At 58.0% G+C, this 25,984-nt stretch carries 21 protein-coding genes and 1 riboswitch; of the genes, 11 read left to right on the forward strand and 10 right to left on the reverse strand.

Translation table 11 applies throughout. The features are described 5' to 3' along the window. Positions 1–7 precede the first annotated feature (7 nt). On the forward strand, positions 8–1,222 hold the full coding sequence (locus AABA21_RS32670; protein ID WP_338256709.1) for a hybrid sensor histidine kinase/response regulator: 1,215 nt from the start codon (positions 8–10) through the stop codon (positions 1,220–1,222). A 311-nt stretch (positions 1,223–1,533) separates the two neighbouring features. On the opposite strand, the gene abc-f is transcribed toward AABA21_RS32670, so the two are convergent. The 8 genes from abc-f to AABA21_RS32710 all read right to left on the reverse strand — a co-directional run bounded on the left by abc-f (position 1,534) and on the right by AABA21_RS32710 (position 11,555). Next, positions 1,534–3,177 carry a ribosomal protection-like ABC-F family protein gene (abc-f, locus tag AABA21_RS32675; protein WP_338256711.1) on the reverse strand — a complete coding sequence of 548 codons (1,644 nt, stop codon included), beginning with the start codon at positions 3,175–3,177 and terminating at the stop codon, positions 1,534–1,536. Positions 3,178–3,653: 476 nt separating this feature from the next. After that, entirely contained in the window at positions 3,654–3,890 is a 237-nt protein-coding gene (locus AABA21_RS32680) for a hypothetical protein (RefSeq protein WP_338256714.1), read from the reverse strand. A gap of 155 nt (positions 3,891–4,045) precedes the next feature. Next, entirely contained in the window at positions 4,046–5,230 is a 1,185-nt protein-coding gene (locus tag AABA21_RS32685) for a VWA domain-containing protein (RefSeq protein ID WP_338256716.1), read from the reverse strand. Continuing rightward, positions 5,220–7,067 carry a DUF5682 family protein gene (locus tag AABA21_RS32690; protein ID WP_338258512.1) on the reverse strand — a complete coding sequence of 616 codons (1,848 nt, stop codon included), beginning with the start codon at positions 7,065–7,067 and terminating at the stop codon, positions 5,220–5,222. The genes AABA21_RS32685 and AABA21_RS32690 overlap by 11 nt, the downstream gene beginning before the upstream one ends. Continuing rightward, on the reverse strand, positions 6,982–7,533 hold the full coding sequence (locus tag AABA21_RS32695) for a DUF5682 family protein (protein ID WP_338256717.1): 552 nt from the start codon (positions 7,531–7,533) through the stop codon (positions 6,982–6,984). The genes AABA21_RS32690 and AABA21_RS32695 overlap by 86 nt, the downstream gene beginning before the upstream one ends. Beyond that, a complete protein-coding gene (locus AABA21_RS32700) occupies positions 7,534–8,658 on the reverse strand; it encodes an ATP-binding protein (protein WP_338256718.1) in 1,125 nt (374 codons plus the stop codon). Between the two features lies 1 nt (position 8,659). Then, entirely contained in the window at positions 8,660–10,216 is a 1,557-nt protein-coding gene (locus AABA21_RS32705; RefSeq protein ID WP_338256719.1) for a DUF5691 domain-containing protein, read from the reverse strand. Positions 10,217–10,229: 13 nt separating this feature from the next. Continuing rightward, on the reverse strand, positions 10,230–11,555 hold the full coding sequence (locus AABA21_RS32710; RefSeq protein ID WP_338256721.1) for an SWIM zinc finger family protein: 1,326 nt from the start codon (positions 11,553–11,555) through the stop codon (positions 10,230–10,232). Between the two features lie 242 nt (positions 11,556–11,797). Here AABA21_RS32710 and AABA21_RS32715 point away from each other — a divergent pair, with 242 nt between their 5' ends. The 6 genes from AABA21_RS32715 (at position 11,798) to xylB (ending at position 16,916) form a co-directional block, all read left to right on the forward strand. After that, positions 11,798–12,184, forward strand: a complete 387-nt coding sequence (locus tag AABA21_RS32715) for a hypothetical protein (RefSeq protein WP_338256722.1) — start codon at positions 11,798–11,800, stop codon at positions 12,182–12,184. 70 nt (positions 12,185–12,254) lie between these two features. Then, on the forward strand, positions 12,255–12,647 hold the full coding sequence (locus AABA21_RS32720; protein ID WP_338256724.1) for an Hsp20/alpha crystallin family protein: 393 nt from the start codon (positions 12,255–12,257) through the stop codon (positions 12,645–12,647). 498 nt (positions 12,648–13,145) lie between these two features. Then, a complete protein-coding gene (locus AABA21_RS32725; RefSeq protein WP_338256726.1) occupies positions 13,146–13,898 on the forward strand; it encodes a hypothetical protein in 753 nt (250 codons plus the stop codon). A 40-nt stretch (positions 13,899–13,938) separates the two neighbouring features. After that, a riboswitch (Fluoride riboswitch) is annotated at positions 13,939–14,023 on the forward strand. A 72-nt stretch (positions 14,024–14,095) separates the two neighbouring features. Next, entirely contained in the window at positions 14,096–14,482 is a 387-nt protein-coding gene (crcB, locus tag AABA21_RS32730) for a fluoride efflux transporter CrcB (RefSeq protein ID WP_338256728.1), read from the forward strand. After that, positions 14,483–14,989, forward strand: coding sequence for a fluoride efflux transporter CrcB (gene crcB, locus AABA21_RS32735; protein WP_338256730.1), 507 nt, complete (start codon positions 14,483–14,485; stop codon positions 14,987–14,989). Between the two features lie 388 nt (positions 14,990–15,377). Further along, positions 15,378–16,916, forward strand: a complete 1,539-nt coding sequence (gene xylB, locus AABA21_RS32740) for a xylulokinase (protein ID WP_338256732.1) — start codon at positions 15,378–15,380, stop codon at positions 16,914–16,916. A 56-nt stretch (positions 16,917–16,972) separates the two neighbouring features. Here xylB and AABA21_RS32745 read toward each other — a convergent pair whose 3' ends face one another. Together AABA21_RS32745 and AABA21_RS32750 are read right to left on the reverse strand one after the other, a co-directional pair. Next, on the reverse strand, positions 16,973–17,713 hold the full coding sequence (locus AABA21_RS32745; protein ID WP_338256734.1) for an endonuclease III domain-containing protein: 741 nt from the start codon (positions 17,711–17,713) through the stop codon (positions 16,973–16,975). Positions 17,714–17,827: 114 nt separating this feature from the next. Further along, positions 17,828–19,924, reverse strand: a complete 2,097-nt coding sequence (locus AABA21_RS32750) for a protein kinase domain-containing protein (protein WP_338256735.1) — start codon at positions 19,922–19,924, stop codon at positions 17,828–17,830. Positions 19,925–20,318: 394 nt separating this feature from the next. Here AABA21_RS32750 and AABA21_RS32755 point away from each other — a divergent pair, with 394 nt between their 5' ends. The 4 genes from AABA21_RS32755 (at position 20,319) to AABA21_RS32770 (ending at position 25,895) form a co-directional block, all read left to right on the forward strand. Continuing rightward, complete coding sequence (locus AABA21_RS32755) at positions 20,319–21,731, forward strand: sugar porter family MFS transporter (RefSeq protein WP_338256736.1); 1,413 nt, start codon at positions 20,319–20,321, stop codon at positions 21,729–21,731. Between the two features lie 486 nt (positions 21,732–22,217). Then, positions 22,218–22,901, forward strand: coding sequence for a metal-dependent transcriptional regulator (locus tag AABA21_RS32760; RefSeq protein ID WP_338256738.1), 684 nt, complete (start codon positions 22,218–22,220; stop codon positions 22,899–22,901). 122 nt (positions 22,902–23,023) lie between these two features. After that, a complete protein-coding gene (locus AABA21_RS32765) occupies positions 23,024–24,346 on the forward strand; it encodes an Nramp family divalent metal transporter (protein ID WP_338256739.1) in 1,323 nt (440 codons plus the stop codon). A gap of 313 nt (positions 24,347–24,659) precedes the next feature. Then, positions 24,660–25,895 carry an NAD(P)/FAD-dependent oxidoreductase gene (locus AABA21_RS32770; protein ID WP_338256741.1) on the forward strand — a complete coding sequence of 412 codons (1,236 nt, stop codon included), beginning with the start codon at positions 24,660–24,662 and terminating at the stop codon, positions 25,893–25,895. Positions 25,896–25,984 lie beyond the last annotated feature (89 nt).

The raw sequence follows: 25,984 nt of genomic DNA on the forward strand, positions 1-25,984 counted from the left end.
TGCTGTTATGACTGAAGCCTATATTCTTCTTGTCGATGATGATACAGCTTTGCTGCAGGCGCTGCCCCAGGCGCTGTACCTGCGCATGCCGGGGTCAAAGGTCGATACAGCTGATACGGCGATCAAGGCGCTGGAACTTTTGAAGGCCAACGACTACGATGCGATTGTCAGTGATATCAAGATGCCCGGCATGGATGGCCTGGCGCTTCTTTCAAGAATACAGGGAATCCGGCCTGAGACGCCGACTCTTTTGATTACTGGTCACGGAGATCATAGTCTGGCTATCCAGGCGTTGCGTGGTGGGGCGTACGATTTTATCCAGAAACCGATTGATCGCGAGTATTTTGTGGCCGCCCTGCGCCGCGCTACGCAGTCGCGGCACCTTCGTCGACAGGTCTACGCGCAGCAGCAGGCTTTAGAGCAGCACGCTAAATCACTTGAAATGACCGTTCTGGAGCGGACACGTGAGCTGATCGAAGCTAACGCGGTGAAAGATGAGTTCATTAACCTCGCGTCACATGAGCTGAAGACGCCCCTCTCAAGCCTGAAGGGGATGGCGCAGTTGCTGCATCGCCGCCTGATCCGCGCCAGTTCGCCCGAAGTCGCCAGCCTGGTGAGTATGGAGAACTCTATTCGACGCATCGAGGTGCTGGTCAACGATCTCCTGAATATCTCTTCCCTGGAGACCGGGCTATTTGATCTGCATTATCAGTGCTGCCGTGTTGTTGAGTTTACACAGCGCTTGGTCGATGAATATGTTGCGGGCGTGAACCCTCATCCGACGATCAGTACCCATTTCCCCGACGAGGATTTTGAGGCGGAGATAGATGTAGAGCGATTGGGGCAGGTGGTGATTAATCTGCTCTCGAATGCGCGTAAGTATGCTGTGACCGGCTCGCCGATCGATGTGACCCTGACGCGGCAGGAACAGACCTATACCCTCAGCGTTAGTGATACCGGATCGGGTATCCCACCGGAGATGCTTCCCTTTATCTTTGAGCGCTTTTATCGCGTGCCTGGTGTCGAGGTGCAGACCGGTTCTAGCGTGGGATTCGGGCTGGGATTGTACATTTCGCGCCAGATCGTTGAGCGTCATGGTGGGCGTATCGAAGTGGAGAGCACCCCGGGTAAAGGGAGTGTGTTTTCTCTGGTGTTGCCTTTGCCGGCGTCTCCGACTTCGTCCGATGCGAGCGTTGAAGATGCTTCGGTACAATCCTCCTGATCTTTTTTCGCACTCAACATGTGCTTGTTATGCCTGATTTTCGTGCCTTCGGCCCCTGACGCTACGCGCCTACGGCGCTCAAAAAATTATTTAGGTGAGCAGCAGTTCGGGCAGGCACCACCGCATTGCGGTGGTGCCTGCCCGAACTGCTGCTCACCTAAATAAAAACAGGCTTTTCGATTGATGAAGGCGCAAGGAAACGAACGCAGCAAAAGAGATGGCATTCGTAGGTGCCAGGCTTGCCCTGGCTTGGCCGCACAGCGGCCCCGTGCCCGAGCGCAATGCTCCCCTGCGAGCGTTGCGCCAATAGGTCATCCACGCTCGATGCGACCGTTATGCAGTTGCCATTTTTCCCCCTGGAAGCGTTGGATGAACCAGCGGTCGTGGGAGATGACGATGATGGGACCCTGGAAGCGCAGCAGCGCGGCTTCGAAGGCTTCAAGCACGTCGAGGCTGATGTAGTTGGTGGGCTCGTCCAGCAGTAGCACGTTGGGTTGCGCCGCCAGCAGACAGGCTAGCTCCAACTTGCGTTTCTGGCCTACGCTGAGCTGCTCGACCTTTTTGTGCATGTCCTCCAGGCGAAAGAAGCCGTATCCCAGCAGGCGCCCGATAAACTCTCCTTCAAATCCGACCTGTTCGTAGCGGTAGGTTTCGATGATCGTCTTCTCGGGATCCAGTGAGCCGGGCTCCTGGGCCAGGTAGCCGATGCGCGCGCCCTCTACGATGTGCCGGGTACCACTGTCCGGTTGCTCATCACCGTTGATGAGCCTGAGCAGCGTCGTTTTTCCGGTTCCATTGGGACTCGTGAGCATGATGCGCGTCTGCGGCGTGATGGTCAGGTCGAGCCGGTCAAAGAGTCTGCGCTCGCCAAAGCTTTTGCTGATCTGTTCCAGGCGTACGATGACCTGGGATTGGATAGGCTCGCTCTGGAACTGCGAGTTTACCTGTAGCAGTTCGGGTGGCTTTGGAATGGGATCCTCTTCGATGCGCTCAAGCTGCATCTGGGCGGCCCGTACGTTGCGGGCGACGGCGCTCTGTACGTTCTGACTAAAGAAGTACTTCGCGTATTTGTCGTTGTCCCGTGTCGGACGGTTGCCGTGTCCTACCTGCCGGCCGTGGACGCGGATCCGCTTCTGTAGCTCTTTGATCTCTTCCTGCTGCTGTTCATAAGACTCCTCCCAGCGCCTGCGCTCGGCCTGCTTGGCCTCAACATAGGCATCATAGTTGCCGGTATACGTGCGTAACTGATGGCTATGCTCATCAATTTCAAAGATCATGTTGACGGTCTTATTCAGGAACTGGCGGTCATGAGAGACCATGACGACGGCTCCCTGGTAGGTGGAGATGTAGTTCTCCAGCCATTCCATGCTGGCGAAGTCCAGGTGGTTGGTGGGCTCGTCCAGCAGCAGGATCTCTGGTGAGCTCAAAAGCAGGGTGGCCAGTCCTACGCGCGCCCTTTCTCCACCAGAGAGCGTTTCGACGGCTCGTTCGCGCTCAATATAGGTCAGGTGCAGACCCTCCATGATCATGTCTATCTTATAGTCAAGTTCGTAGCCGCCACGGTCCTGGAAGCGTGTCGATAGCGCGGCGTATTCTTCCATCAGGGAAGGGAGCCGATCCTGGTTGGCGCTGGCCATTGCGGCCTCTACGCTGTGCATCTGCTCTTCCATGAGCTTGAGATTGCCGACCGAGGCCATGATCAAATCCTGGATGCTCTGCCCATAGAAATCTGGTGTGGTCTGGGGCAGGTAGCCGAACTCGCTGTCCGGCGCATAGCTGATTGTTCCACTGTCGAACTCCTCCTGCCCGACGAGCAGGCGCAGCAGAGTCGATTTGCCGACGCCATTGGGACCTACGATGCCGATGCGCTCGGCCGCGTTCACAACAAATGATAGCGAGTCTAAAACGGTCTGCACACCGTAGGATTTGCTGAGTTCTTTGCAGGTTAATAACATAAAGTGTGAGCACCTCACTTCTGCCGCTGGAATAGCGAGAGGGAAGCGTAGACGCACCTCTCGGGCTGAAGAAGAAAGCAATTGCTCATGTGGTTCGCGACACAGCAGTCATTTCGAGGTGCACTTTGGCGGCAGTCAGAAGCTTGATAGCGCAAAAGCATACAAGTATGCAACCGGATGAAAGAGGCGATGGATACATGAGCACTTGAGGCTGATAGCAAAGAACGTCAGGAGTGGCAAAAGTTGATGTAATGGAATGGAAATGCAGCCCGACGAAATGCTACCAGAGGTGTAGTATGCTCATGTTACACGTAGGAATCTCCTTGAGGAATTTAATACATATCAATTGTACACGATATTCCTTCCCAAATCAACCCCACCCCCCAAAGGGTGTCATTCACGTTATTGCAAAAAGAGCAGGCAACAAGAAACCCGAAACGCCCCCGAAAACCGGAACGGCCGTGTAGGGTCGACCTTCAACGGTCGACCGGCCCGCGAGCGACAGCGATTGCGAGCCACGTCCCCGGCCGGTTCGGCTTCTCGTGGATAACATCTCGCCCCACGTGGTACCCCAGGAGAAACGTTCGCGTTTGGGGTACGCGTGCGCAACGTTCACGTTCGGGCACCACGCGGGCCAGCGTGGATACTATGAGAAGCGGTGTCGTGGGGGTACGTGGACTGCTGTCGCTGGCGCTGGCAGCCCGGTCGACCATTGAAGGTCGACCCTACACGGCCGTTCCGGTTTTCGGGTTTCTTGTTGCCTGCTCTTTTTGCAATAATATGATGCGCACTTCTTCCCAATTTCATGAAACACATAGGTTCGGACCTCGCGCCTGATTATCCTCCCGGCGAGGCCCGATCATGTGTGTTATGAGGTGGGGCGGGTGGCGACGATGTCGTTTTGGGCGGCCCATTGATTGAGGTCCTGCCGCTGGATGGCGGCGGCCATCAGGTCGGGAAACAGTTCGGGCGTGCAGGCGAAGGCCGGAATCCCCATCTGGGCCAGGGCAGCGGCGTTGCTCTTGTCGTAGATGGGGGCTCCCTGGTCGCTCAGGGCGAGCAGGCAGACGACCTGGACTCCGGAGCCGACCAGCTCGGCGGCGCGGCGCAGCATGCGTTGTTTGTCTCCTCCCTCGTAGAGGTCGGTGATCAGGACCAGGATGGTCTGGGCGGGCCGGGTGATGACCTGCTGGCAGTAGGCCAGGGCGCGGTTGATGTCGGTGCCTCCTCCCAGTTGCGTGCCAAACAGTAGATCAACAGGGTCCTGCAGGTCATCGGTCAGGTCGACGACCGAGGTGTCGAAGACGATCATGCGGGTGCTGACGGCCTTGAGGGTGGCCAGTACGGCTCCGAAGATGCTGGAGTAGACGACCGAGGCGGCCATAGAGCCGCTCTGGTCCACGCACAGCACGATGTCGCGCAGCGAGGAGCGCTTATGACCATGCCCCACCAGACGTTCGGCGATGACCGTCTTCTTCTCGGGCAGGTAGTTTTTGAGATTGAGGCGGATGGTGCGGTCCCAGTCGATCTCGTTCTGGCGCGGCCGATAGCTGCGGGTGGCGCGGTTCAGGCTGCCGCGCACGGCCTGCAGTAAGGGATTGGCCAGCTTGCGCTCCAGTTCGTTGACGACCTTGCGCACTACCATGCGCGCCGTGTCTTTTGTCTTCTCGGGAATGACGCGGTTCAGCGAGAGCAGGGTGGCGACCAGGTGGACGTCGGCTTCGACCTGTTCCAGCATTTCTGGCTCTAGCAGCATCTGCTGGAGATTGAGCCGTTCCAGGGCGTCCTGCTGCATGATGCGCACGGTCGAAGTTGGGAAGTAGCTGCGGATATCGCCCAGCCAGCGGGCGACGCGCGGGGTCGATGCTCCCAGTCCACCTGAGCGATCATCGGATTCGTCCGCGCCATACAGCGCCTCCAGAGCCTGGTCCATGGTGAGATCGCCGCCTTCCAGCAGACTATCGATGCCCTGCCCCTGGTCTCTCTGATCGGCGTCTTGCTTGCCCAGCACGAGCCGCCAGCGGCGCAGTCGTTCTTTTTCGTCAATTGCCATTTTTTACCCCCAATAGTTGTGCCAGTATCGGTAAGACGTGGGCTGCGTGCTCCTGATCGATCTCCACCTCTCCATGCCGTGTACCATGCGCGGTCGCTGCCTGCGGCGATCGATGCAGCTGCTGGACCTTCTCTCCCATCTGCCGGCGTTCGGGTCCTTGGAAGTTGGCGAAGGCGCGCCGCAGAATGGGGAGGAGCTGAATAAAGGTATCGGCGTTGAGTGCGCTGAGCCATTGATCGAGCGCGTGCCAGAGCTGATCCTGGTGCAGCAGCAGCAGTCCGCTGCCGCGCACGACCCCTTCGATCCAGGCGGCGGCCTGCGTCACCGGGACGGCCGGGGAGAGTGCCAGCTGAATGAGGTCCCGCATCTCTTCTTCGCCCAGCGCTTGCTGATCCAGCAGCAGGCGGCAGCTGCGACCGCGTATCAGCCCGTGGATGTTGTCGTGCCCGGCCAGGCTTCTCAGGCATTGCAGCCATTCCTGTCGCTGGTCGGGACGATCCAGCAGCTGGACGCTGTCCTGTACGTGGTCGATGCTGTTGAGCATCGCCTGGGCGGCGTCATCATCCAGCGCGAAGCAGGCGCCTGGCAGGCCGATCAGGCTGCGCTCAAACAGGCCGTCGATGATCGGCAGGATGCGTTCAGCCCTGGTCTGGCGCACGTCGCTGTAGCGGGCGACGCGCGCCAGCGGCGGCAGCGCGTCCATCAGGTGGCGTACGTCGGTCGAGATGGCCGCCCGCTCTTGCAGAATTGAGAGCAACTGGTCGATGGCGTCGGGCAGATCAGCCAGGATGACGTGTTGAAGCAGTTCGGTCAGCTCTGGCAGCTCCTTTGACTTTCTGGCCGCGTCGATGACGTAGCTGGTGGCGGCGCTCGCGATGGTGTTGCCCCATACGTTGGCCTCGATGATGGCGACGGCGAAGCTGACCTTCCATTGCAGCTGCCAGTGCTCGTGAAACGTGCCCGATTTGCCCCTGACCGCGACCTGCTTGCCCCAGGGAAGCGAGAGCAGCTGCAGGCGGTGGAGCAGCTGGCTGCGCGCACGGTCGTTCTCTTTGCGCAGATCAAGCTCCAGCTTTGTCTTTTCGATGGATGGTTTGAGCCGCAGGCGCTGCTGCCAGTTCTCCAGATCGCGCTGTAAGGGGACGGTTGGAGCCTCGCCGGGAACGTCTCCCATCTTGTCGCCGATCTCCAGCTGTTCTCGGATCAGCTGCATGGGAGCCATGTCGCCGTGGCAGAGCACGGTCAGGATGGCTTCGTTGTGTTCGGCCAGCCCTGGCTGGGTGAGATCGCGCATGGCGGCCAGTGTGTCGGTCAGGCGTACGGCCTCTATGACGCTGGCCGATGAGGCATCCAGTCCTTGTTCGCGCAGCAGGTGGGCAGCCCTGGTAACCCAGCGCGTGGTCAGCTGATCGCGGGCCGACCACAGATGGGCGTACCAGCCGGGCGCGTCCATGCCAGCTCCATAGCCGCTGCGCGACGAGAGCCGCGAGTAGGTCCAGGGGATCCAGGTGGCCGTGGTCTTGACCTGTAGCAGTCCCTTGAGCGTCTCTTCGTCTTCTTTAGCGGGACCCGGATCGGTCAGGACCGGGGCGTGCCAGGCGCCGCAGACGATGGCGATGCGCTGAAATTGCTCCTTCTGGGCGGCCCGGATGGTCTGGCGCATGTATGCCTCGCGCTGCGCCTCCTCTTCTTTGGGCGGTCTGGCGTCCGCGCGCAGCGCCGTCATGGCCTCCAGGATGCCAGCGAACAGGTCAACGACGTTGTGTCGCTGTTCGATCTGGCGCTCCCACCACAGCTCGTGATCGGTGTAGCCGGCGGCCTGCGCCAGCAGCGTCAATGGATCTTCCTCCAGCAGCGTCTGCTCGTCCTTCTCGGGTGCTACCACTAGTGGCGATGCTGCCCTGCTTGAGCGCCTTTTTAACCCGGCCACGCGTGGTGGGCGCGGCTGGCTCAAGCTCTTCGCCTTGCTCTCCCTCCTGAACGCGGGCGAGCTGGATGGACTGTGGCAAATCCATGAAGCGAGCCGGGATGCGGGCCTTCTGAGCATACTTGAGCGCCTGCCATTCGGGCGAGAACTGGGTAAAGGGATAGTAGACGGCCTTTTTCGGCTGCTCTGGCGCATAGATGAGCAGGGCAACCGGCGGCTTCATCTTCGGTTGCTCCATCAGTGGCAGCACCGCCTGCGCGTCGGGCGGACCCTCGATCAGCAGGATATCTGGCTTGAGCTTCTCCAGGGCGGCGCGCAAGCTGCGCGCGCACCCCGGACCATGATGGCGAATGCCAAAGACATGTATCTCACCCATTTAGAGCACCTCATTGCACGCACGATAGAGATCTTTCCATCCTTCACGCTCCTTGACCACGGTCTGCAGGTATTCCAGCCAGACCACGCGGTCCTGCACGGGATCTTTGACGATGGCGCCCGTCAGACCGGCGGCCAGGTCGCCAGCGTGCAGCTCACCGTCCCCGTAATAGCCGGCCATGGCCAGTCCGCTGTTGATGACTGAGATCGCTTCGGCGGTTGAAAGGGTGCCGCTGGGCGATTTGATCTTTGTTTTGCCATCGACGGTGAGGCCCGAGCGTAGCTCACGGAAGACGGTCACCACGCGGCGAATCTCTTCCAGCGCGGGCTTCTCGGCGGGCAGTTCCAGCGCCCTGCCCAGGCTGGCTACGCGGCGATCGACGATCTCGATCTCCTCATCGATCGTGTTCGGCAGCGGCAGAATCACGGTATTGAAGCGGCGCATCAGCGCGCTGGAGAGCTCGTTGACGCCCTTGTCGCGGTTGTTGGCGGTGGCGATGACGTTGAAGCCCTTTTTAGCCTGCACCTCAGTGTTCAGCTCGGGCACCGGCAGCGTTTTTTCGGACAGGATGGTGATCAGGGTATCCTGGACCTCGCTGGCGATACGTGTCAATTCTTCGATGCGGGCGATCTTGCCATCCTTCATGGCCTGCATCATGGGACTGACGACCAGCGCCGCCTCCGATGGCCCCTCAACCAGCAGGCGGGCGTAGTTCCAGCCGTAGCGGATGGCGTTCTCATCAGTGCCGGCCGTACCCTGGATCAGCAGGGTGGAATCACCGGCGATGGCGGCGGCCAGGTGTTCGCTCACCCACGATTTGGCGGTGCCGGGCAGACCGTAGAGGAGCAGGGCGCGATCAGTGGCCAGCGTGGCGATGGCGATCTCCATCAGGCGTGCGTTGCCGACGTACTTCGGCGAGATGACGAATCCGTTGTCGAGTTTGCCGCCCATCAGGTAGAGGCGTACCGCCCAGGGCGAGAGCTGCCAGTTGGGTGGACGCTGCCGGCTATCGACCTTGCTCAGCTCGGCCAGCTCCTCGGCGAACTGCTGTTCGGCGTGCTGTCGCAGGACGGCTTCGATCGTTGTCTCAACGGCTGTGGTGGTGCTGCTCTGGCTTGTCGTCATCTTATACAATCTCCTCTAAAATCTGCTTACGTCGTTCAATAAGTTCAATAAAAGTGGCTACCTGTCTTTTTTGCTCCTGGGCGTACCAGGAGGTATCGTTCTCATCGATCTCCCATGGCTGCAGCGCGTCCTGCAGGCAGTCTGGATGGAGCGCGCTGGCGACCCTGGGCAGGCCTACGTTCCAGTAGTAATGCTGCTGGCTGGTGGTGTTGGGATCTTTATAATATGCGCGCAACACCTGTAAGATGTGCCGGCTAAACTCCTGGCTCCATGGCGCGGGCAACATCTCTGTAGCGGCTTCCCAGCTGTATTTATCCTGCAAGAGCGGTGCTACCAGCGCTTCGGCGACCGACTGAGGAAGCTCGGCCAGCATTTCTTGGCACTGGCTGGTGTTAGGCCGCTGCCCGCTCGGCAGGGCTAATAGGTGTTGTAACAGTGGCTGATACCAGGCCAGGGAGTGATGGCGCCGGGCGGCGAACCGGAGTTGCTGGATCAGCATCTGCCCATAGGTGTCGCTTTTATCCTGGGATACTTTCTGCCTGTTCGCGGCCAGGGCATCAATTATCTCTTGCGGCGAAAGTCCCAGGTGTGCTTCCCAGTGCTCCAGGATAGTCCTGCTAAAGGCTGTCTGCAGCCAGTTCTCCGGCTTTAATAGCTCGGAGTAGCGCGTACCCAGTGCTAGCGCCTCTTTGCTGGCATCATCGAGCTGCTCTGGTACGTTGATGGTGAGCTGATTCTGCTTGCGAGCCGCATCGTAGCTGATGAACTGATCGGCGGCGACCAGGAAGCGCCGGGTCAATGGTGATTCCGGCAGTAGTAAAATCAGCTCCGCGGCCTGCTCGCGTACGCCCTCGCTGCGATCGAGCAGCGCCTGCTCCAGAAAGCCATGATCGTCGAGCGAGAGTTCGCTGCGCATCTGCGTTAGAAAGGCCGAGCGCATCTCGGCTTTCTCCTGCTTCCAGACCTGCTGCACCCATTCGCGTGCGCGGGCGGGATCTTGCTGCCTTATCTGCTGTAAGACCTGCTGGCGCTGCTGCGGCGTTCCCTCCTGCCAGATGGTTTCGAGGTCTGCTTCTGGCTGCTGTCCCTGTTGTGTAATCCAGCCCCAGTCGGACTCGAACTGGCTCAGCCAGCGGCCGCGCTCGCCCAGCAGTGGCACTATTGCTTCTCTGAACTCGCGATGGCTCGTGGCATAGCTGATGTACTGCGGCAAGACCTCGTGCGGCAACCGCTGTCGCAACTGTTGCAGACGTTGCAGGGCTTCAGGCAGCAGGCCGTTGTGCGGCTGCTGGAAGAGCCCCTCGATCAGCTGCGCGACGCGCATGGAGCAGGTCGGTAGGGTATCTGGTGTGGCGATAGGTAGGAGAGCCGGCGCCTCAGGCGCGACCCTGCCGGCCTGGGTGTAGATGGCCTTGGCTGCGGCGGCCAGCAGAAAAGATCGTTCGCCCTCTGCGGCAGGAAGCTGTTGCGTCAAGGAATCGACCGCGTCGCCGGTCGTTGGAATGCGCGCGCCCACCTGGGCGGTCCCGACCACGGCCGTCTTTAAAAATGCGTCCATAATATCCTGCTTCCTATAGTAAGTGATAGCTATGGTCGATCAAGGCACCGAGCGGCATGAGCGCCTCACCGTTCCACTCAGCGGCCAGGTCAAGCGGGTGACCGCCAGAGAGCGCCAGCAGTTTCCAGTGCTCGTCCTGTCTGCGCGCCAGGGGAAGGGCCTGACCCTGCTGATCGCTTAGCCACCAGCTCTTGTTCTCCTGATCATAAACGGGCAGGCTATCCTGGATCAAGCAGAGAAAGCGCTCCTGCCAGGGATTGCGACCGAGCTGCCGCGCTACGCCATCCTGGAAAGCGGCGAAGCTGGCGACTCCGGGGAGACGCTCCTGAATGGGCAGGCTGATGCCGTGGCGCTGGGCGAAGAGGGCGCGCTGCGGTACCACTCCAGGCCAGTAGACCAGTTCGGCCTGCTGATGGGTGCCCAGCGGATAATTCTCGCCAAATGGCGCGCCCATGTAGGAGAATTGCAGGACGAAGGTCGACTGGCTGCTGGCGGTGCCATACAGCCAGGTGCGCTGGGCGCGGCCGCGCTCGACGTTTTCGCGCGTCTGCCCCAGGAACAGCCAGTCATCGCTGATGTGGCTGCCCCGCTCGAGCACCTCCGGTTCTTTCAGCGCCCAGCCGACCAGCTGGCGAACGTTCTCTTGCATCTCCGCGCTCAGACGCTCCTGGTGCTGATAGGCTTCGCTCAGCAGTGCCAGCTTGCCCATCTGTGCCAGCAGCTTACTGGTCCAGTCCTTTGAGGCGTTGGGGATGGCGGCCAGGGCGCGGACGCGCGTCGCCAGTCCGGACGCCTGGGCGTCGACCATCTGCGCCGCCTGTTCCTCCCAGAAGGAGTTTGGCTGCGCCTCCAGGCTGCCCAGGCCGTTGCGGATCAGATCGTTGAGCCAGAGATCAAGCTGGTTGATGCCCTGCTGAACCTTCTCCTCGCGTTTCTCTATCGTTTTTTTTTGTTTGGCTGCATCTGGCGGCTGAGCGGCGCTGGTTGAGCGTGTCTCCTGGCGCTTCTGCTGGGCTTCGCGCTTGCTTAACCAGCTGCTCACCCATTCGACTGGCTCGCTCTCTGGCAGGGCTGTGGGGACCGAGGCGGCCAGAAAGAGGAGGCCGAGGCTATGTTTACAGGGAAGCTTGCGACTAGGACAGCTGCACTGGGTGGTGAATGTTGAGCGCTCGACGCGCACCTGGTAGAGGCTGCTCCCCTGGCATTCCCCCCAGATCGCCTGTCCGTTGTGCCCCAGGTTGCTCCAGAATTTCTCCAACGCGAGCTTCTTGCCTGCTTTGGCCGCGCTGGCATCGGGTGCCATCTGGCTGACCTGGTCGGTGGTGATGTGTAATTCCACGAGTGCGATTCCCCCGAAGAAGTTTTTTTTGTTCTACCATTATATTCTTTTCATGCCCTACCATTGCGGAAAGTCGTGCCGCGTAGAACTATGCTCCTGACTGAAACTTGCGCCCCTACTTCGTACGTGTGAGTTGTAGGACTTACCATGACGTGCACGGCTGATTTTCCAGCTCGATCCGTCGCCCTGACGCAGCGTGGCAGGGATGGATGCGTTTTTCTGATTTAGGAATGGAGGCACATATGGGTGCTCATCATGAGCAAGAATATACACGTAATCGTAGTGAGCAGGCTGAAGAATTGAATAGCGAGGCCCGTGATAAGGGCACAACGCCAGAAAAAATTCAGAAACAGTCACCTGCCATATCATCGGAGGGGGCCGTTCCGGGTCAGAAGCCAGACCACAAGCTGGTAGATGGCTACGCGATGACCCAGGGTGGTGAGACCGCGCAGCCCCAGCGCAATGAGAGTGAGGGCTACGATCCCACGCATAGCGGGGTACGTCGTTCACCCAATAAGCCGGGCGCGCCGACCGAAACTCCGGGCCGTGACGAAGGGACCGCCTGGTCTTCTCAGGAGCAGATGGGTAGCTTGAAAGATACCTATGACGAGAAGAATCCCGCTGAATAACCTGCCTGGTCTGGTGGTTGGTAGGGTTGAAAGTGTTGATATCAGTATGCAGAGCAGAAAGGCGTGAGGTATGCAAGAGAAAGCTAAGATTCAACACATACCGGTAAAAGTTTATCGCACAGCTGATCGTTTAATGGTTGCCGCTCCGATGCCTGGTCTGCAGCCAGAAGATATAACGGCCCAGGTGTCTGAGAATGGACACCTGATTATTGAGGGCGAGTTGCGCGGTATGCTCAAGGATCTCAAGGAATTGCTGGTGGACGAGTGGAGTGTAGGTGGCTATTATCGCGATATCGAACTGCCCGACAAGGTGGACGGGGTGCACGCCAACGCCAACTATGGCAACGGCGTTCTGGTAATCGCCTTCCCCTTAAGCGAGCAGATACAACCCGTAACGCTCAAACTGCAAAAGACGGCCACCGATCGCGGCGGTCGCAGTGGCAACGCCGGCCACACCTTCTAAATTTAATAACGTTTGTGAGGTGGTAGTGTGACACCAGGGAGGGGTGCATTCGCACCCCTCCCTGGTGTCACACTACCACCTCACAAACTTAAGGGATGCAGAGCCTCCTGACTGGGGGCGTGGGGGCTGTGCCCCCACCATCTCCCCCTCCCCGCCCGCAGGGCGGCACATTGAAGAAGTGAAGATATAGGCTGGATTGTGGCCACAATCCAGCCTATATCTTCACTTCTTCCTTTATGTAACAGGTTAAGAAAAGAGGGTACCGGTAAAGTTTTCTTAAGCCCGTATCAAACCACTGTTCATTTTAATTATTATATGTTTCAATATAAGAATAATAAGAGGATCGTTACAGACACGTAACGATTAACATGTATGAACATTGTTAATGACTGAGTGTGGTTTCGTGTATTGCTAATGAATGAGTGTGGTTTCGTGTTATGTCGGAATTCGTATTTTCATTGTATAGGTTTTATATCGCATAATAAATGAGGTGAGTGTGTGTTAACCCAACATGCTGTAGCACTTGAAGAAATACCTCCGCCGGTTCTGACTCCCTGCTACACATCGACGGTCAGTTCAATGAGCCTGCTGGAGTTGGTGCGGTTCTGTAAACAAGAGATGGTTAATTACTGCCGTGGTGAGGTCGGAGATGATTGCTATGCCCTGGAGATCTTCCGACGCGCTATGAAGTTACATGATGCGCAGGCCTGGGACGCGTTGCAGCAATGTTTTTCAGGGATCGTCCATACCTGGATGCGCCGCCACTCCAAGCGTGAGCGCGCCTATGCCCTCGATAGCGAAGAGAACTATGTCGCGCAGGCGTTTACACGTTTCTGGCAGGCTAGCGTTAATAATTCCGAACTTAAATTTACGTCGTTGGCCTCGGCCTTGAACTATTTGCGCGCCAGCTTGAATGGCGCCATTATGGATACGTTACGCGTATATACGCATCCAAATGAGATCCCGTTACCGGATGCAAGTGATCCGGTCTATAATTATGAACTGGCCGCCGAAGAGCCAGAAGATTTTGAAGAGCTGTGGTTTGTGGTGCGGTCTCTCCTGAGTGGCGAGCGCGAGATCCGGCTGGCCTATTTACATTTTCATTGCGGGCTCAAGGCACGCGAGATTATCCAGTTCTGCCCCGACGAGTTCAACGATGTGCAAGAAGTCTATCGTTTGCGCCATAACATTTTTAAGCGCCTGACGCGCCACGCCGACCAGATTCGCTGGCGCCTGAGTTGTATCGCCTGAGTGGATATGGTATCATAGCCAGAGATAGAATTCATTATTTGATCCAACTGGTGATGGAGCTCACCCGGTCAATGTTTGTATCGCGTTGACCAAACTGCAGAGAAGCTGATGGCTCCTGATGATGCAACGTAATAAGAGCCGCATCATCAGGAGTTTTTGTGTATTTAGCGATCTCAAAAGTAGGTAAAACAGGCTGTATGAATGTACCTTTTCTCGTGCAACTGGTAGGTATTGGGTGCGCAGGTGCTGTGGGAGCTGTCGCGCGTTACATGCTGGGATACATGATCACCCGGCGCGCCGGCTCTACGTTTCCCTTTGGAACGCTTGTCATTAATGTGAGTGGCTCGTTTTTTATTGGTCTCGTATTTGCGCTGACCGCCCGACACGTGGTGAGCCCCGCCGTTCAACTGATCCTGGCCACCGGTTTCCTGGGTGGCTATACCACCTTTAGCACTATGTCCTGGGAAGGGGTGCAGCTGGCTCGTGGTGGCAGGATATGGGCCAGCGCGTTGTACCTGGGGGAAAATGTGGTTCTGGGTATGCTGGCCGTATCCCTGGGCATCGCTGCAGGATGGTGGCTCTAAATGGGAAAAAAGCACCTGAATATATTGGGACTCGTGATTGTCTTTTGTGGTGGGTTTCTCGGCACGATCGCGCGCTATCTTCTCAGCCATGATATTCAGACCAGTCTGGGCAACAACTGGCCCTACGACATCCTGCTGATCAACATCACTGGCGCCTTTGCCTTGTCCCTGATCTCCACGCTGGCTGATGCCTCGCTCTACATCAGTCCGGCGCGCCGCCTCTTCCTCAACGTCGGCTTTATGGGCGCCTACACCACCTTCAGCAGCCTGGCTCTGGGCGACTTCACCCTCCTGAGCGGCGAGAAGGCCCTGCTGGCCCTGCTTTACCTGCTCTGCAGCATCATTGGAGGCATCATCGCCGTCGTACTCGGCCAGATCCTTGGCCTGCGTATCGTCCAGCGTCACACTCCCGCCACCGCCAGGCTCCCCGAATTAGAGGACATCACCCACAACGAAGTCCTCGAAGAAGAACGTTTATCCCCCCCATCATCACCCCCCTCTCCGTAGGTGCCGGACTCGCCCCAATACATTCAATGTAAGATCACGCAAAATGAGCAAAGACCACAGTACGTGCGGGGCTTGCCCCCGCTTGCTTGCTCCCCAAAAGAAAAGGTTCCTTGAATGCGACCAGGTACGGTTGCATGCGAAGCATAGCATCATACTCGTTGCTTATTCGAGCGGCGAGGAAACAAGCGGGGGCAAGCCCCGCACGTACTCTCCTCTCTTTTCTTGTTGCTTGCTCTAAAATTGAATGTTATTGGGGCTCACCCCGGCTTTCCGTACCCGTGCGTGTACATTTCATGAAACACGTGACCGTTACCAGAGCATTGGGCAAGGTGATCGTTTTTGGCGTACAATCATAAAAACGACACTCTGTTTGGTAAAGGAGCATTGTATGCAAACCCTGCTTGGTATCGATCTCGGTACAACCGGTGTTAAAGCTGCCCTCTTCGCGGCCGAGGATGGGCGCGTCATCGCTGATGCCTTCATTGAGTATCCATTATTTCACCCCCACCCTGGCTGGGCGGAGCAGAATCCCGCTGAGTGGTGGGAGGCCACCATCTCCGCCATTCGTCTGTGCCTGCGGGCCGGTGCTAGCAAGGGCGCGGCGGCCGAGGATGTGCGTGGACTCGGCCTGTCGGGCCAGATGCATGGCGTGGTCCTGCTGGACGAGCAGCAGCAGGTGTTGCGCCCCTGCATCATCTGGGCGGACCAGCGCAGCGACGATCAGTGTCGCTGGATTACCGAGAAGGTGGGGGCCGCTCAACTGATTGAATATGTGAGCAACCCGGCCCTGACAGGATTTTCGGCCCCCAAATTGCTGTGGGTGCGTGATAATGAGCCAGAGATCTTCGCGCGGGCCCGGACTATGCTGTTGCCAAAGGATTATATTCGCTATCGTCTGACCGGCGTGCTGGCGATGGAGATCTCGGACGCGGCCGGCACCTGCCTGTTGGACGTGAAGCATGGGGCGTGGTCGCAGGAGGTACTGGCCGCCCTTGAGCTTGATCCCTCGCTCCTCCCTCCGGTGGTGCCGGCCGACGCGGCCAGCGGAACCATTACGGCCGAGGTGGCCAACCAGACCGGTCTGCTGGCTGGCGTGCCGGTGGCGGGTGGTGGTGCCGATAACGCCTGTGGAGCCGTCGGCAATGGCGTGGTTGAGCCCGGACTGGCCCTGGTATCGGTCGGCACCAGCGGCATCGTGCTGGCCCATTCCAGTTCTCCGCAGGTAGATACCTCGGGCCCCGTTCCGCGCGTGCACACCTTTAACCATGCCGTCCCCAATGCCTGGTATCTGATGGGCGTCACGCAGGGCGCGGGACTCTCGCTGCGCTGGGTGCGCGACAACATCGGCCTGCCCGAGCGGGCGCTGGAGCGCTGGACCGGGATCGATCCCTATGAGCTCCTGTCGAAGGAGGCTGAAGGCGTTCCCGCCGGTAGCGAGGGCCTGGTCTTCTTGCCCTACCTGCAGGGTGAGCGCACACCCCATCTAGACGCGTATGCCCGCGGCGGCTGGATCGGCCTGACCGCCAGCCACGATCGTCGCCACCTGGTTCGTTCGGTGCTGGAGGGTGTGGCCTTTAGCCTGAAGGACTGCTATGCCATTATCCGCGAGCAGGGCCTGCAGCTTAACCAGGTGCGTGCCACCGGTGGCGGCGCCAAGAGTCCCCTCTGGCGCCAGATTATCGCTGATGTTCTGGGCGTCGAACTGGTCGTCACCAACTCCTCTGAGGGACCCGCCTTTGGCGCGGCCCTGCTGGCTGGAGTCGCCGGCGGCGTCTACTCCTCGGTACAGGAAGCCTGCGCCCAGACCGTACGCGTGGTACAGCGTACCGCTCCCGACGCCGCGACCTCTCCTGCTTATGAGCAGGCCTACGAGATCTACAAAGCCCTCTATCCAGCTCTCAAGCCCATTATCAGCCGTCCCCTTTAACCTCTCCTATACGCAATAAGGAAGCAGGAGCTGCTCGCAGAGCAGTTCCTGCTTCCTTATTGCGGCTTCACCACCGTTTTATAGTAGTCGCAGAGGTCGGTGATGGGGCAGCGGTTGCAGCGGGGATGCTCGTAGACGCAGACCCGCTGGCCGTGGCGCAGCAGGGCTTTGTGGAAGTTGTAGATGCTGCGCGCGTCCTGCGGTAGCAGGGCCTGGAGCAGGGTATGGGCGGCGTCGGCCGTAACCTTCTTGCCGATCAGCCCCAGGCGACCGGAGACGCGGTGGACGTGGACATCGACCGGCAGCAGCGGCAGGCGACAGGAGAAAAGCAGGACGCAGGCCGTCGTCTTGGGTCCCACCCCCTCGAAGCGGTTGAGCCAGGCAGCTCCCTCCTCAACCGGCAGGTCGCGTAGGAAGTTGAGATCGAGGTTGCCCCGTTCCTCTGTAATCTGGCGCATGATCGTTTGCAGGCGCGGGGCCTTGACCTCGGGCCAGTTGACGTTGGCGATGGCGTCCTGCACCTTTTCGGTGGGGGCATCGCGCACCGCCTCCCAGGAACCAAACGTCTTCAATAAACTATCGTAGGCCGCGGCCGTCTGCTCATCTTTGGTGCGATGCGACAGGATGATATCGACCAGCATGCTCATTGGATCTTTCTTTGACCATTCGGAGACGCCGTATGCCTCGGTCAGCCGCTGGCTGACCTCCAGCGCCTTTGCCGAGAGCGCCACGATATCCGGTGAGGGATAGCCATAGTCCGCCCCATTGCGCGCCGTTCGTGCAGGTTGTTTTACCATATTCCCATCCTTCTACTACACATGTCTGGAATCAGGTGCTGTTACCTGTATACACGGATCGGCAGGGGTAAGACGTTCCAGGGTAGCGCCGGGGAAGCGCCCGCGCGGGGCGCTTCATGCTAGCTGGAAGGCGTTGATCTCATTGTTGGCGATGATCACCCAGCCGTTGGCTACGTATGGACGGCTCATCCTGTCGGCATGCAATTTCAGCGGCGGCTGTATCAGCTTGCCGTTGTGGATATCGAATATGTAGAGCTCGGCGCTTCTGGTGGTGAGATAGAGAAGACCATCAACCACCAATGGGGTCGCGTCCGCTTCGTTTTTGAGATAGACGTTCCAGATCTGCTTGCCGCTAGCCAGCTCGACGGCGGACATTTTGGTGCGGGCCGTGCTGTTGCCAAAGACGCCCTGGGTGGTGAAATAGGCGATGCCGTTGGAGATTTCGATCTCATCGACGATCGCGTTTTCCAGCGGAATCGACCAGTAGGTCTCGCCGGTCTGCATGTCCAGCGCGTAGAGCTGCTCGTTGTAGGCACAGATACAGACGACATGTTCATCGAAGGGGACAGCAGCGTGGACCCGGCCTACATCGGCGTAGCTGGCCAGCTTCAGGCCGCGTTCGGCGTCGACCGCGTAGCAGTGTCCCCGCCCGGTGGCGATGTAGACGACGTTGTTGGCGATCAGTGGCCGTCCCTGCTGCGGCGCTTTGAGCGTCACGTTCCAGTATTGCTGCCCGGTGGCCGCGTTGAGCGCATAGACGGCGTGCCGGGAGTAGGCATAGACGATGTCGTTGGAGACGATGGGGGTGGCCTTGAGGTTGTCCTCGGTCTCGACGGTCCAGTAGAGCTCGCCTGTGTCGGCATCGAGGGCTGAGACCTTGCCTCCGTCTTCGATGTTGCCCGATGCGAAGTAGATCAGACCCTCGGAGACGACCGGGGCCTCGAAGATGCCGTATTGTGTTTTGTACGACCACAGGTGCTCGCCGGTTGAGAGGTCGAGGGCGCGCAGGTGGCGTGGACTCATGGTATGCAGGCTGGCTCCATTGTACGTGCCCGCGTAGACGATGCCGTTGGCTACCGTGGGCTCCGAATAGTAGACCTGGTTGAGCCCGCTGGTGGTGTTCCAGATGGGACGCAGCTGGCTGCCCGCGCGAGTCGCATGTTGCGAGGTCTGCGTTGAGGCGCGCTTCTTCAAAAACGCTGGCGGCGTCACCGGTTCGTTGCGCCTCCCGTGCCTGCCCTCGGCCGCCGTGGGATCGGTCTCGATAAAGCCGCGCTCCCCACGCTGCGTCTGCCGCGCTATCGGTTCCCTTGAGCTTGTGATCACCTCCCCTGGCTGATCCTGGGGCGCTGGTGCCTTGGCCTGCTGGGATTTTCTGGGCGCGCTGGCGTCAGTTGCATCGATCAGAGCCTGAATGAAATCGGAGACACTCTCATAGCGGTCGTCGCGCTCCTTCGCCAGTGCCTTGAGAACGGCTATTTCAATGCCCTCGGGGATGTCCGGATTAAGCTCACGCGGCTCGATAGGGGCCTCATAAATATGCTTGTAGCCGATGGTATAGGGATCGTCGGCCATGAAGATCTGCTGTCCGGTAAATATCTCGTAGGCGATGCAGCCGAGCGCGTACTGATCGCTTTTCTTGCTGATCTTGCCTTTGAACTGCTCCGGCGACATATAGGCCGGCGTGCCGATCTCATCGACGCGGCGCGTCTTTTGGATCTGCAGGGCGATCCCGAAATCGGCCAGCAGGGCATCGCCCCGCGCGTTAAAGAGGATGTTAGCCGGCTTCAGGTCCCGGTGCACCACATCCATATCATGCGCATGCTGGAGGCCACGTCCGATCTGCTGTAAGATGCGTACGGCCTCATCCGTATCTATCGGCTGGCCATTGAGCCCATCCAGGCGATCCCTCAGTGAGCCGCCGGGCGCGTATTCAGCTACAAAGAATGGATATCCCTCATATAAGTTAGCATCCAATACCTGCATAATATTGGGATGAGTCAATTCGTCTAGTATCACAGCCTCCTGGAAGAAACGATCAAATTCTTCTTGCGAGTTCAATGCTGTATTGAGCACTTTGATCGCTACTGGTGGCTTCTGTGATAGGAGGAAGTGCTTGCCCAGATACACACTTCCGAAGGCTCCCTGCCCCAATGATTCCACAAGAATATAACTGGCTAATTGCTTTCCTAATAATTCGTCCTTCACCATACGCATCCTTTGCACCGCGAAACTAACTGCTAATGTTGAATAGAATTATATACGATTTATCTTATATAAAGAAGAGTATCATAATTAGAGGGGCCGCAACACCATTGTTCAGAAGGTGTGATATGGCGGGGAGGGCGCTGCAGATGACGCTAGCGCGTGCCAGCTGAAAAAACATCAGCTTAAAGATCCACCGGCATAATCCATCGAAAGATGGATGTTCAGTTATAGTTGCGCTCATTATACTATGCTCGACACTATCATCCGCTCCTCATTGACGAGCAGCTTAGCTGGCCTTTTTCCAGGTAAACAGTGGTTGGTACGGCGTCGGATTATGATACATGAAAAAAAGCTATGGGACTGGCTGGTTTCATTCCTATGACGGGGGAGGTATTCTATGCAGAAAGCTACCGCTCCTCATTCGACGAAGAAGTTATCCGTCTACTTCATTACCAGCGTTGCCGCTTTAGGAGGTCTGCTTTTCGGTTATGACACGGGTGTCATCTCTGGCGCGCAGCTCTTCCTCGTAAAGACGTTTTCGCTCAATCCTCAGCAGCAGGAGCTAGCCGTTAGCGCCGTTCTCATCGGTGCTATCATCGGCGCGATTGTTGCTGGGAAGGTAAATGATGCCTTTGGACGTAAGAGAACACTTCTGCTACTGGCTGTTATCTTCACGCTAGGTGCGCTCCTGACAGCCGTCTCGCCGAATTACACGCTCTTTCTTATCTTCCGAGCCATCGTCGGCCTCGGTATTGGTGCGGCCGCCAGTGTCGTACCCGTCTACATCTCGGAAATGGCGCCGTTCCAGATGCGTGGTAAGCTGGTTACATTCAACCAGCTGGCCATCACGATCGGCATCGCAGTCTCCTACTGGGTGGATCTGGCCTTTGCCCATGCTGGCATGGGTTGGCCTCCTATGTTCGCGACGGCCGCCATCCCTGGTCTCCTGCTCTTTCTCGGCATGTTGATGAGCCCGGAGACGCCGCGCTGGTATGCCAGTCGGGGACGCTGGGTCGAGGCTCGCCAGGTGTTGGAACGTATTGAAGGAGCCGACCCCGAGTTTGAGATCGCGGAGATCCATACCTCTCTGAGCGTTGAGCAGCATCAGGGGCGCATTCGCGATCTGTTCACGCCGGGCGTGCGCATGGCCTTGCTGGTTGGTGTCGGGCTGGCGGTATTCCAGCAGTTCGTGGGTATCAATACCGTGATCTACTACGCGCCAACCATTTTCCAGTCGGCCGGTGTGTCTTCAGCCAGTAGCGCGATCCTGGCTACCAGCGTGGTCGGTGTGGTCAATGTGCTGGCTACCATCGTTGCCCTGCTGTTGCTCGATAAGGCTGGTCGACGTGTTCTACTGATCTCAGGCTGCATCGGCATGATCATTGGCCTGGCCCTGCTGGGCGCCATCTTCGCGACCGGGGCGGGCAACGCGGGTCTGCTGACCCTGCTGGCGTTGATGATCTATATCATCTCCTTCGCCATCAGCATGGGCCCCGTCTTCTGGCTGATGAGCGCCGAGGTCTTCCCGACCTCTGTGCGTGGTGCCGGCGCCAGTGTCTGTTCGTTCTCCAACTGGGTCGCGAACTTCATAGTCAGCGTCACTTTCTTGAGCCTGATTGGAGGCATTGGAACCGCCCACACCTTCTGGCTCTACGCCGTCATTGGCGTTGCCGCCCTGATCTTCTGCTGGTACCTGGTGCCCGAGACCAAAGGCAAGACGCTGGAGCAGATCGAGGCTTACTGGAACAATGGACGTCGCTGGATCAAACCCTCTACGCTCTCCAAGGCCAGACTCAAGCCCACACCGTAACCTTTGTGAAATTTCTACAGAAGCAGGGGTTGCCGTCCAACCAATCAGTGAGGACGGCAACCCCTTTTCGCTCCTGATCTGTTCCTTTTTTTATGCCATAACCCCGAATGCTGTGCAGAGTATCCAAAAACGTCATTGACGACGGCGCGCCTTGCTTCCTATACTGGTATCGTGAGCAAATAACCCTCGCGGACCCCTTTCCGGCTGCCAACAGGGTTCGCCTGCTATTATCGTGCGGCTACGTTTCTCCTCGGAGCACAATGAAGTGTTGAGTCGCACATGCTCACCTCTTCCCTCAAATCATTCCTGAAGAAAGTGACGAGCGCCCTGGTTGCTCACGCCATTGGCGTGAGCAACCAGGGCGCTCGTCACTTTCTTCTTCTTCGTGCCGCCACAGGCGGCACGAAATCTCCCCTTGACCATATTTTAGCAATATGGTAATATATTTTTAGCCTACTAAAAAATTATTTTTGGAGGAGAAGGAAATTGCAGAAGCCTATTCAGGAGCTTGCTCCACGCATCAGCGATTGCCTCAAGCTTATCTATAGTATGCAAGAGCACAATCAAAAGGTCTCAACTTCCGCGGTGAGCGAGAGGCTGCGCGTGAGCGATGCGACCGCGACAATGATGTTTAAAGACTTCGCCGCCGCTGGCTGGGTCGAGCACGTCCCCTATCATGGTGTGCGCCTGACTCCCCTTGGCGAGCAGAAGGCGATAGAGGTTATTCGCCATCACCGGTTGCTCGAACTGTATCTGGCGCGCGAACTGGGCTATAGCTGGGATAAAGTTCATGAAGAGGCTGACCGGCTGGAGCACGTCATTTCTGAAGAGTTCGAAGCCAGGCTCGACCAGCTGCTGGGCTACCCCACCATCGATCCCCACGGCGACCCCATCCCCAGCAAAGACGGGGTGATCGCGGTACGCCGGGGCATCAAGCTTTCCCAGATGGAGGAGGGGCAGTGCGCGCAGATCTTGCGCGTCAGCGATCAGGATCCCGAAAAGTTGTGCTACCTGGGCAGCATGGGCCTCTATCCTGAATCCCGCGTTCAGTTGCTCGCGCGCGCGCCCTTCGGGGGTCCACTGCAGATCCGGGTTGGTGAGGAAGGGGCTCAGGTCGATCATATGCTGGGGGCTGAACTGGCGGAGCATATTATTGTCTCGGCTTCATAGCGCGTCTCACATATCTAAACCTGGCCGTATACACATTAAGACGTATTACTATGCCAGGCAGGTACCGCTCGCTGTCCTTAAATAATAGTATGTGACATATATTGTAGATGAGGAAGTCTCGTATGGCATTATTAACAAAATCACGTAGCAAAGTGGAATATGAGGCACCTGTACATCTGCGTCTCCTCTGTGCGGGGAAGCGTTTGTGGACCGGTAATAACCGCCTGGGTCTGGGTGCGCAAGAGATTCTGAAGGCGCTGGGCCCTGGTTTTTTGGTCAGTGTTGGATATATGGACCCCGGTAACTGGGGGACGAACCTGGCCGCGGGCGCTGGCTTTGGCTATCAATTGCTGTGGGTGATCCTGTTCAGCAATATCATCGCTATCTTCCTGCAAATTGCCTCATCTAAACTGGGGATCGCGACCGGCAAGGATCTCGCTCAACTTGCGCGAGAGTATTTCCCTCGTCCGGTTGTCATGGCCTTCGGCGTTACGGCTGTACTTGCCATCATGGCCACCGACCTGGCAGAGATCCTGGGTGGCGCCCTGGGCTTTCAGATTCTCTTTGGCATCCCTCTGGTCGTCGGCTCGATCATGACCGCCATCATTGTGATGGCCCTGCTCGGCTTGAGTCGCTGGGGCTTTCGCAAGGTCGAGTATATTATCATTGGCTTTGTCTCGGTTATCGGATTAGCGTATGTCTATGAAACGGCCTTGCTGCACCCGAACTGGGGGAGCGCGGCGTTTCATGTAGTTGTACCGCAATTATCTTCTGGCAGTATTATGGTTGCCGTTGGTATCCTTGGTGCGACGGTGATGCCGCACAATGTGTTTCTGCATTCCTACCTTTCTCATCAGCGCCTCAGTGGTCCTGAGGCCCCGCTGGCCGAGCGACGGCAGGTGTTGCGCCTGTCGAAGATCGATACCATCGCCGCGCTCAACGTCGCCTTCTTTGTCAATGCCGCCATGCTGGTGGTGGCGGGTGCCGTCTTCTATCATCATGTCAATGCTGATAATCTGGACCTGTCGACCGCCTATGTCTCGCTGATCCCGGTGCTGGGTACCCTCGCCGCTATCGCCTTCGGCATTGGACTGCTGGCGTCGGGCCTCTCGTCCTCTATGACCGGAACGCTAGCTGGACAGGTCGTCCTGCAGGGATTTTTCCAACGCTCGATCCCGGTCTGGGTCTGGCGTACCATTACGCTGATTCCGGCCCTGATTGTCGCGGCGCTGGGCATCCCGACGGTCCAGGTGCTGGTGATCAGCCAGGTCGCCCTGAGCCTGCAGTTGCCTTTCACCATTGTCGCGGTGATTGCGCTCTCCCGCCGCCAGGATCTGATGGGCAAATTTACCGATACGCGTGCCCTGTCCATCATGCATATCCTGCTGGCGCTGCTGATTACCGGCCTTAACGTCTGGCTCATCTACAGCTACCTGCCCCTCTAATCATGGGTATGGTGACACTGTCGGGTGGTCGCGATCGCCCGACAATGTTACCATACGCCCATAGCCACACATGTCATACTCGACCATGGTATTTACCGGTCGAGTATGCTAATATTTTGCTAACCTGGCATAACGAATCAGCAAGAATGTCCAGGGAGGCAATCACCCTGGGTGCGAATATAAGGGGTGCAGGAGGGCTCGCCGCCATCCTGCACCTCCCGCTTGGGGAGCGTAGAGGGCTAACCCTCTGCTTAAATTAACGCCTATGGGGTAAGTCCCTGGTCAGCGATATTTTCATATAAGGAGAGACTTTTTGGCAACTCACGAGAAAAGATATGTGATCATCGGCAATGGCGTTGCCGGCACAACAGCCGCAGAAACCCTGCGCAAAAACGATCCCAACTGCAATATTCATCTGCTCACCAATGAGCGCTATCCGCTGTACAACCGCGTGTCGCTGCCACGTTTCTTGCAGGGTGTGCTGCCAGAACAGAAAGTCATGATCCGCGACTTCGCCTGGCATGAGCAGCGCAACATCCAGTTGATTACCGAGGTCCTGGTCTCGAATGTCAATACCGAGGAGCGCGTGGTCCGTACCGAGGATGGGCGCGAGTTCCCCTATGACGCCTTACTAGTCGCTAGCGGCGGCTGGGCCAATCCTCTCAATGTCCCTGGTGCGAGCGATACCAAACATATTTACAACTTTGTTACCCTCGACGATACCAAAACCATTGTTGAGCGCATGCTGGAGTCACGTACCGCGCTGGCCTATGGCGGCAGCTTTATCGCCTATGAGCTCTGTGACGGCTTCGCCATGCGCAAGCTGAATACCACCTGGCTGATGCGTGGTCCCTACTGGCTGCGCAACTCGCTGGATACCGATGGCGGCGAGGTCGTGGATAACATCGCCAAAAAGTTCGGCGTTGAGGTCATCCACGGCGACGAGATCGATTCGGTCGTTCCTTCCAATGGCGTACCGAGCTACGTCAAGACCAAGAAGGGGCGTGAGATCCAGGCCGACATGATCGGTGTGGGCCTGGGCATTACACTCAATACGCAGATTCTGGAGGGCTCACCCATCGAAGTCAATGGCGGCGTGGTCGTCAACGAGTACCTGGAGACCAATATCCCCGGCGTCTACGCGGCCGGTGACGTGGCGAACTTCTACGACTCCACCATTAAGCGCCACCATACCATGGGCACCTGGGATAACGCCAAATCCCATGGGCAGGTCGCGGCCACCAACATGGCTGGTGGCAAGCAGGCCTACGTGGACATCCCGACCTATACCAGCCCCTTGTTCGACGTCAATATCGCCGTCGTTGGGAGCGCCGAGTCCAACAATCCCGAGATGGAGACCGTCGCCCTGCGCGAGCCGGGCGAGAAAGGCAACGAGAACTATCGCCGCCTCTTCTTCCAGGAGAACAAGCTGGTCGGCGTCCTGATGATTGGTAGCCCTAAGGGACGCAAGAAGCTGATCGATGTCGTGAAGAACCAGCAGCCCTTCGCCACCGCCGCCGAGCGCGAAGCCCTCCTCACCCTCAAATAAAGAAAAGGCTTCATGAAAAAGTTGTGGGGCGGCATGTGCGCAGTGCGCACATGCCGCCCCACAACTTTTTCATGAAGTTAGAGAAGAGA

The sequence above is a fragment of the Dictyobacter halimunensis genome (assembly GCF_036245075.1).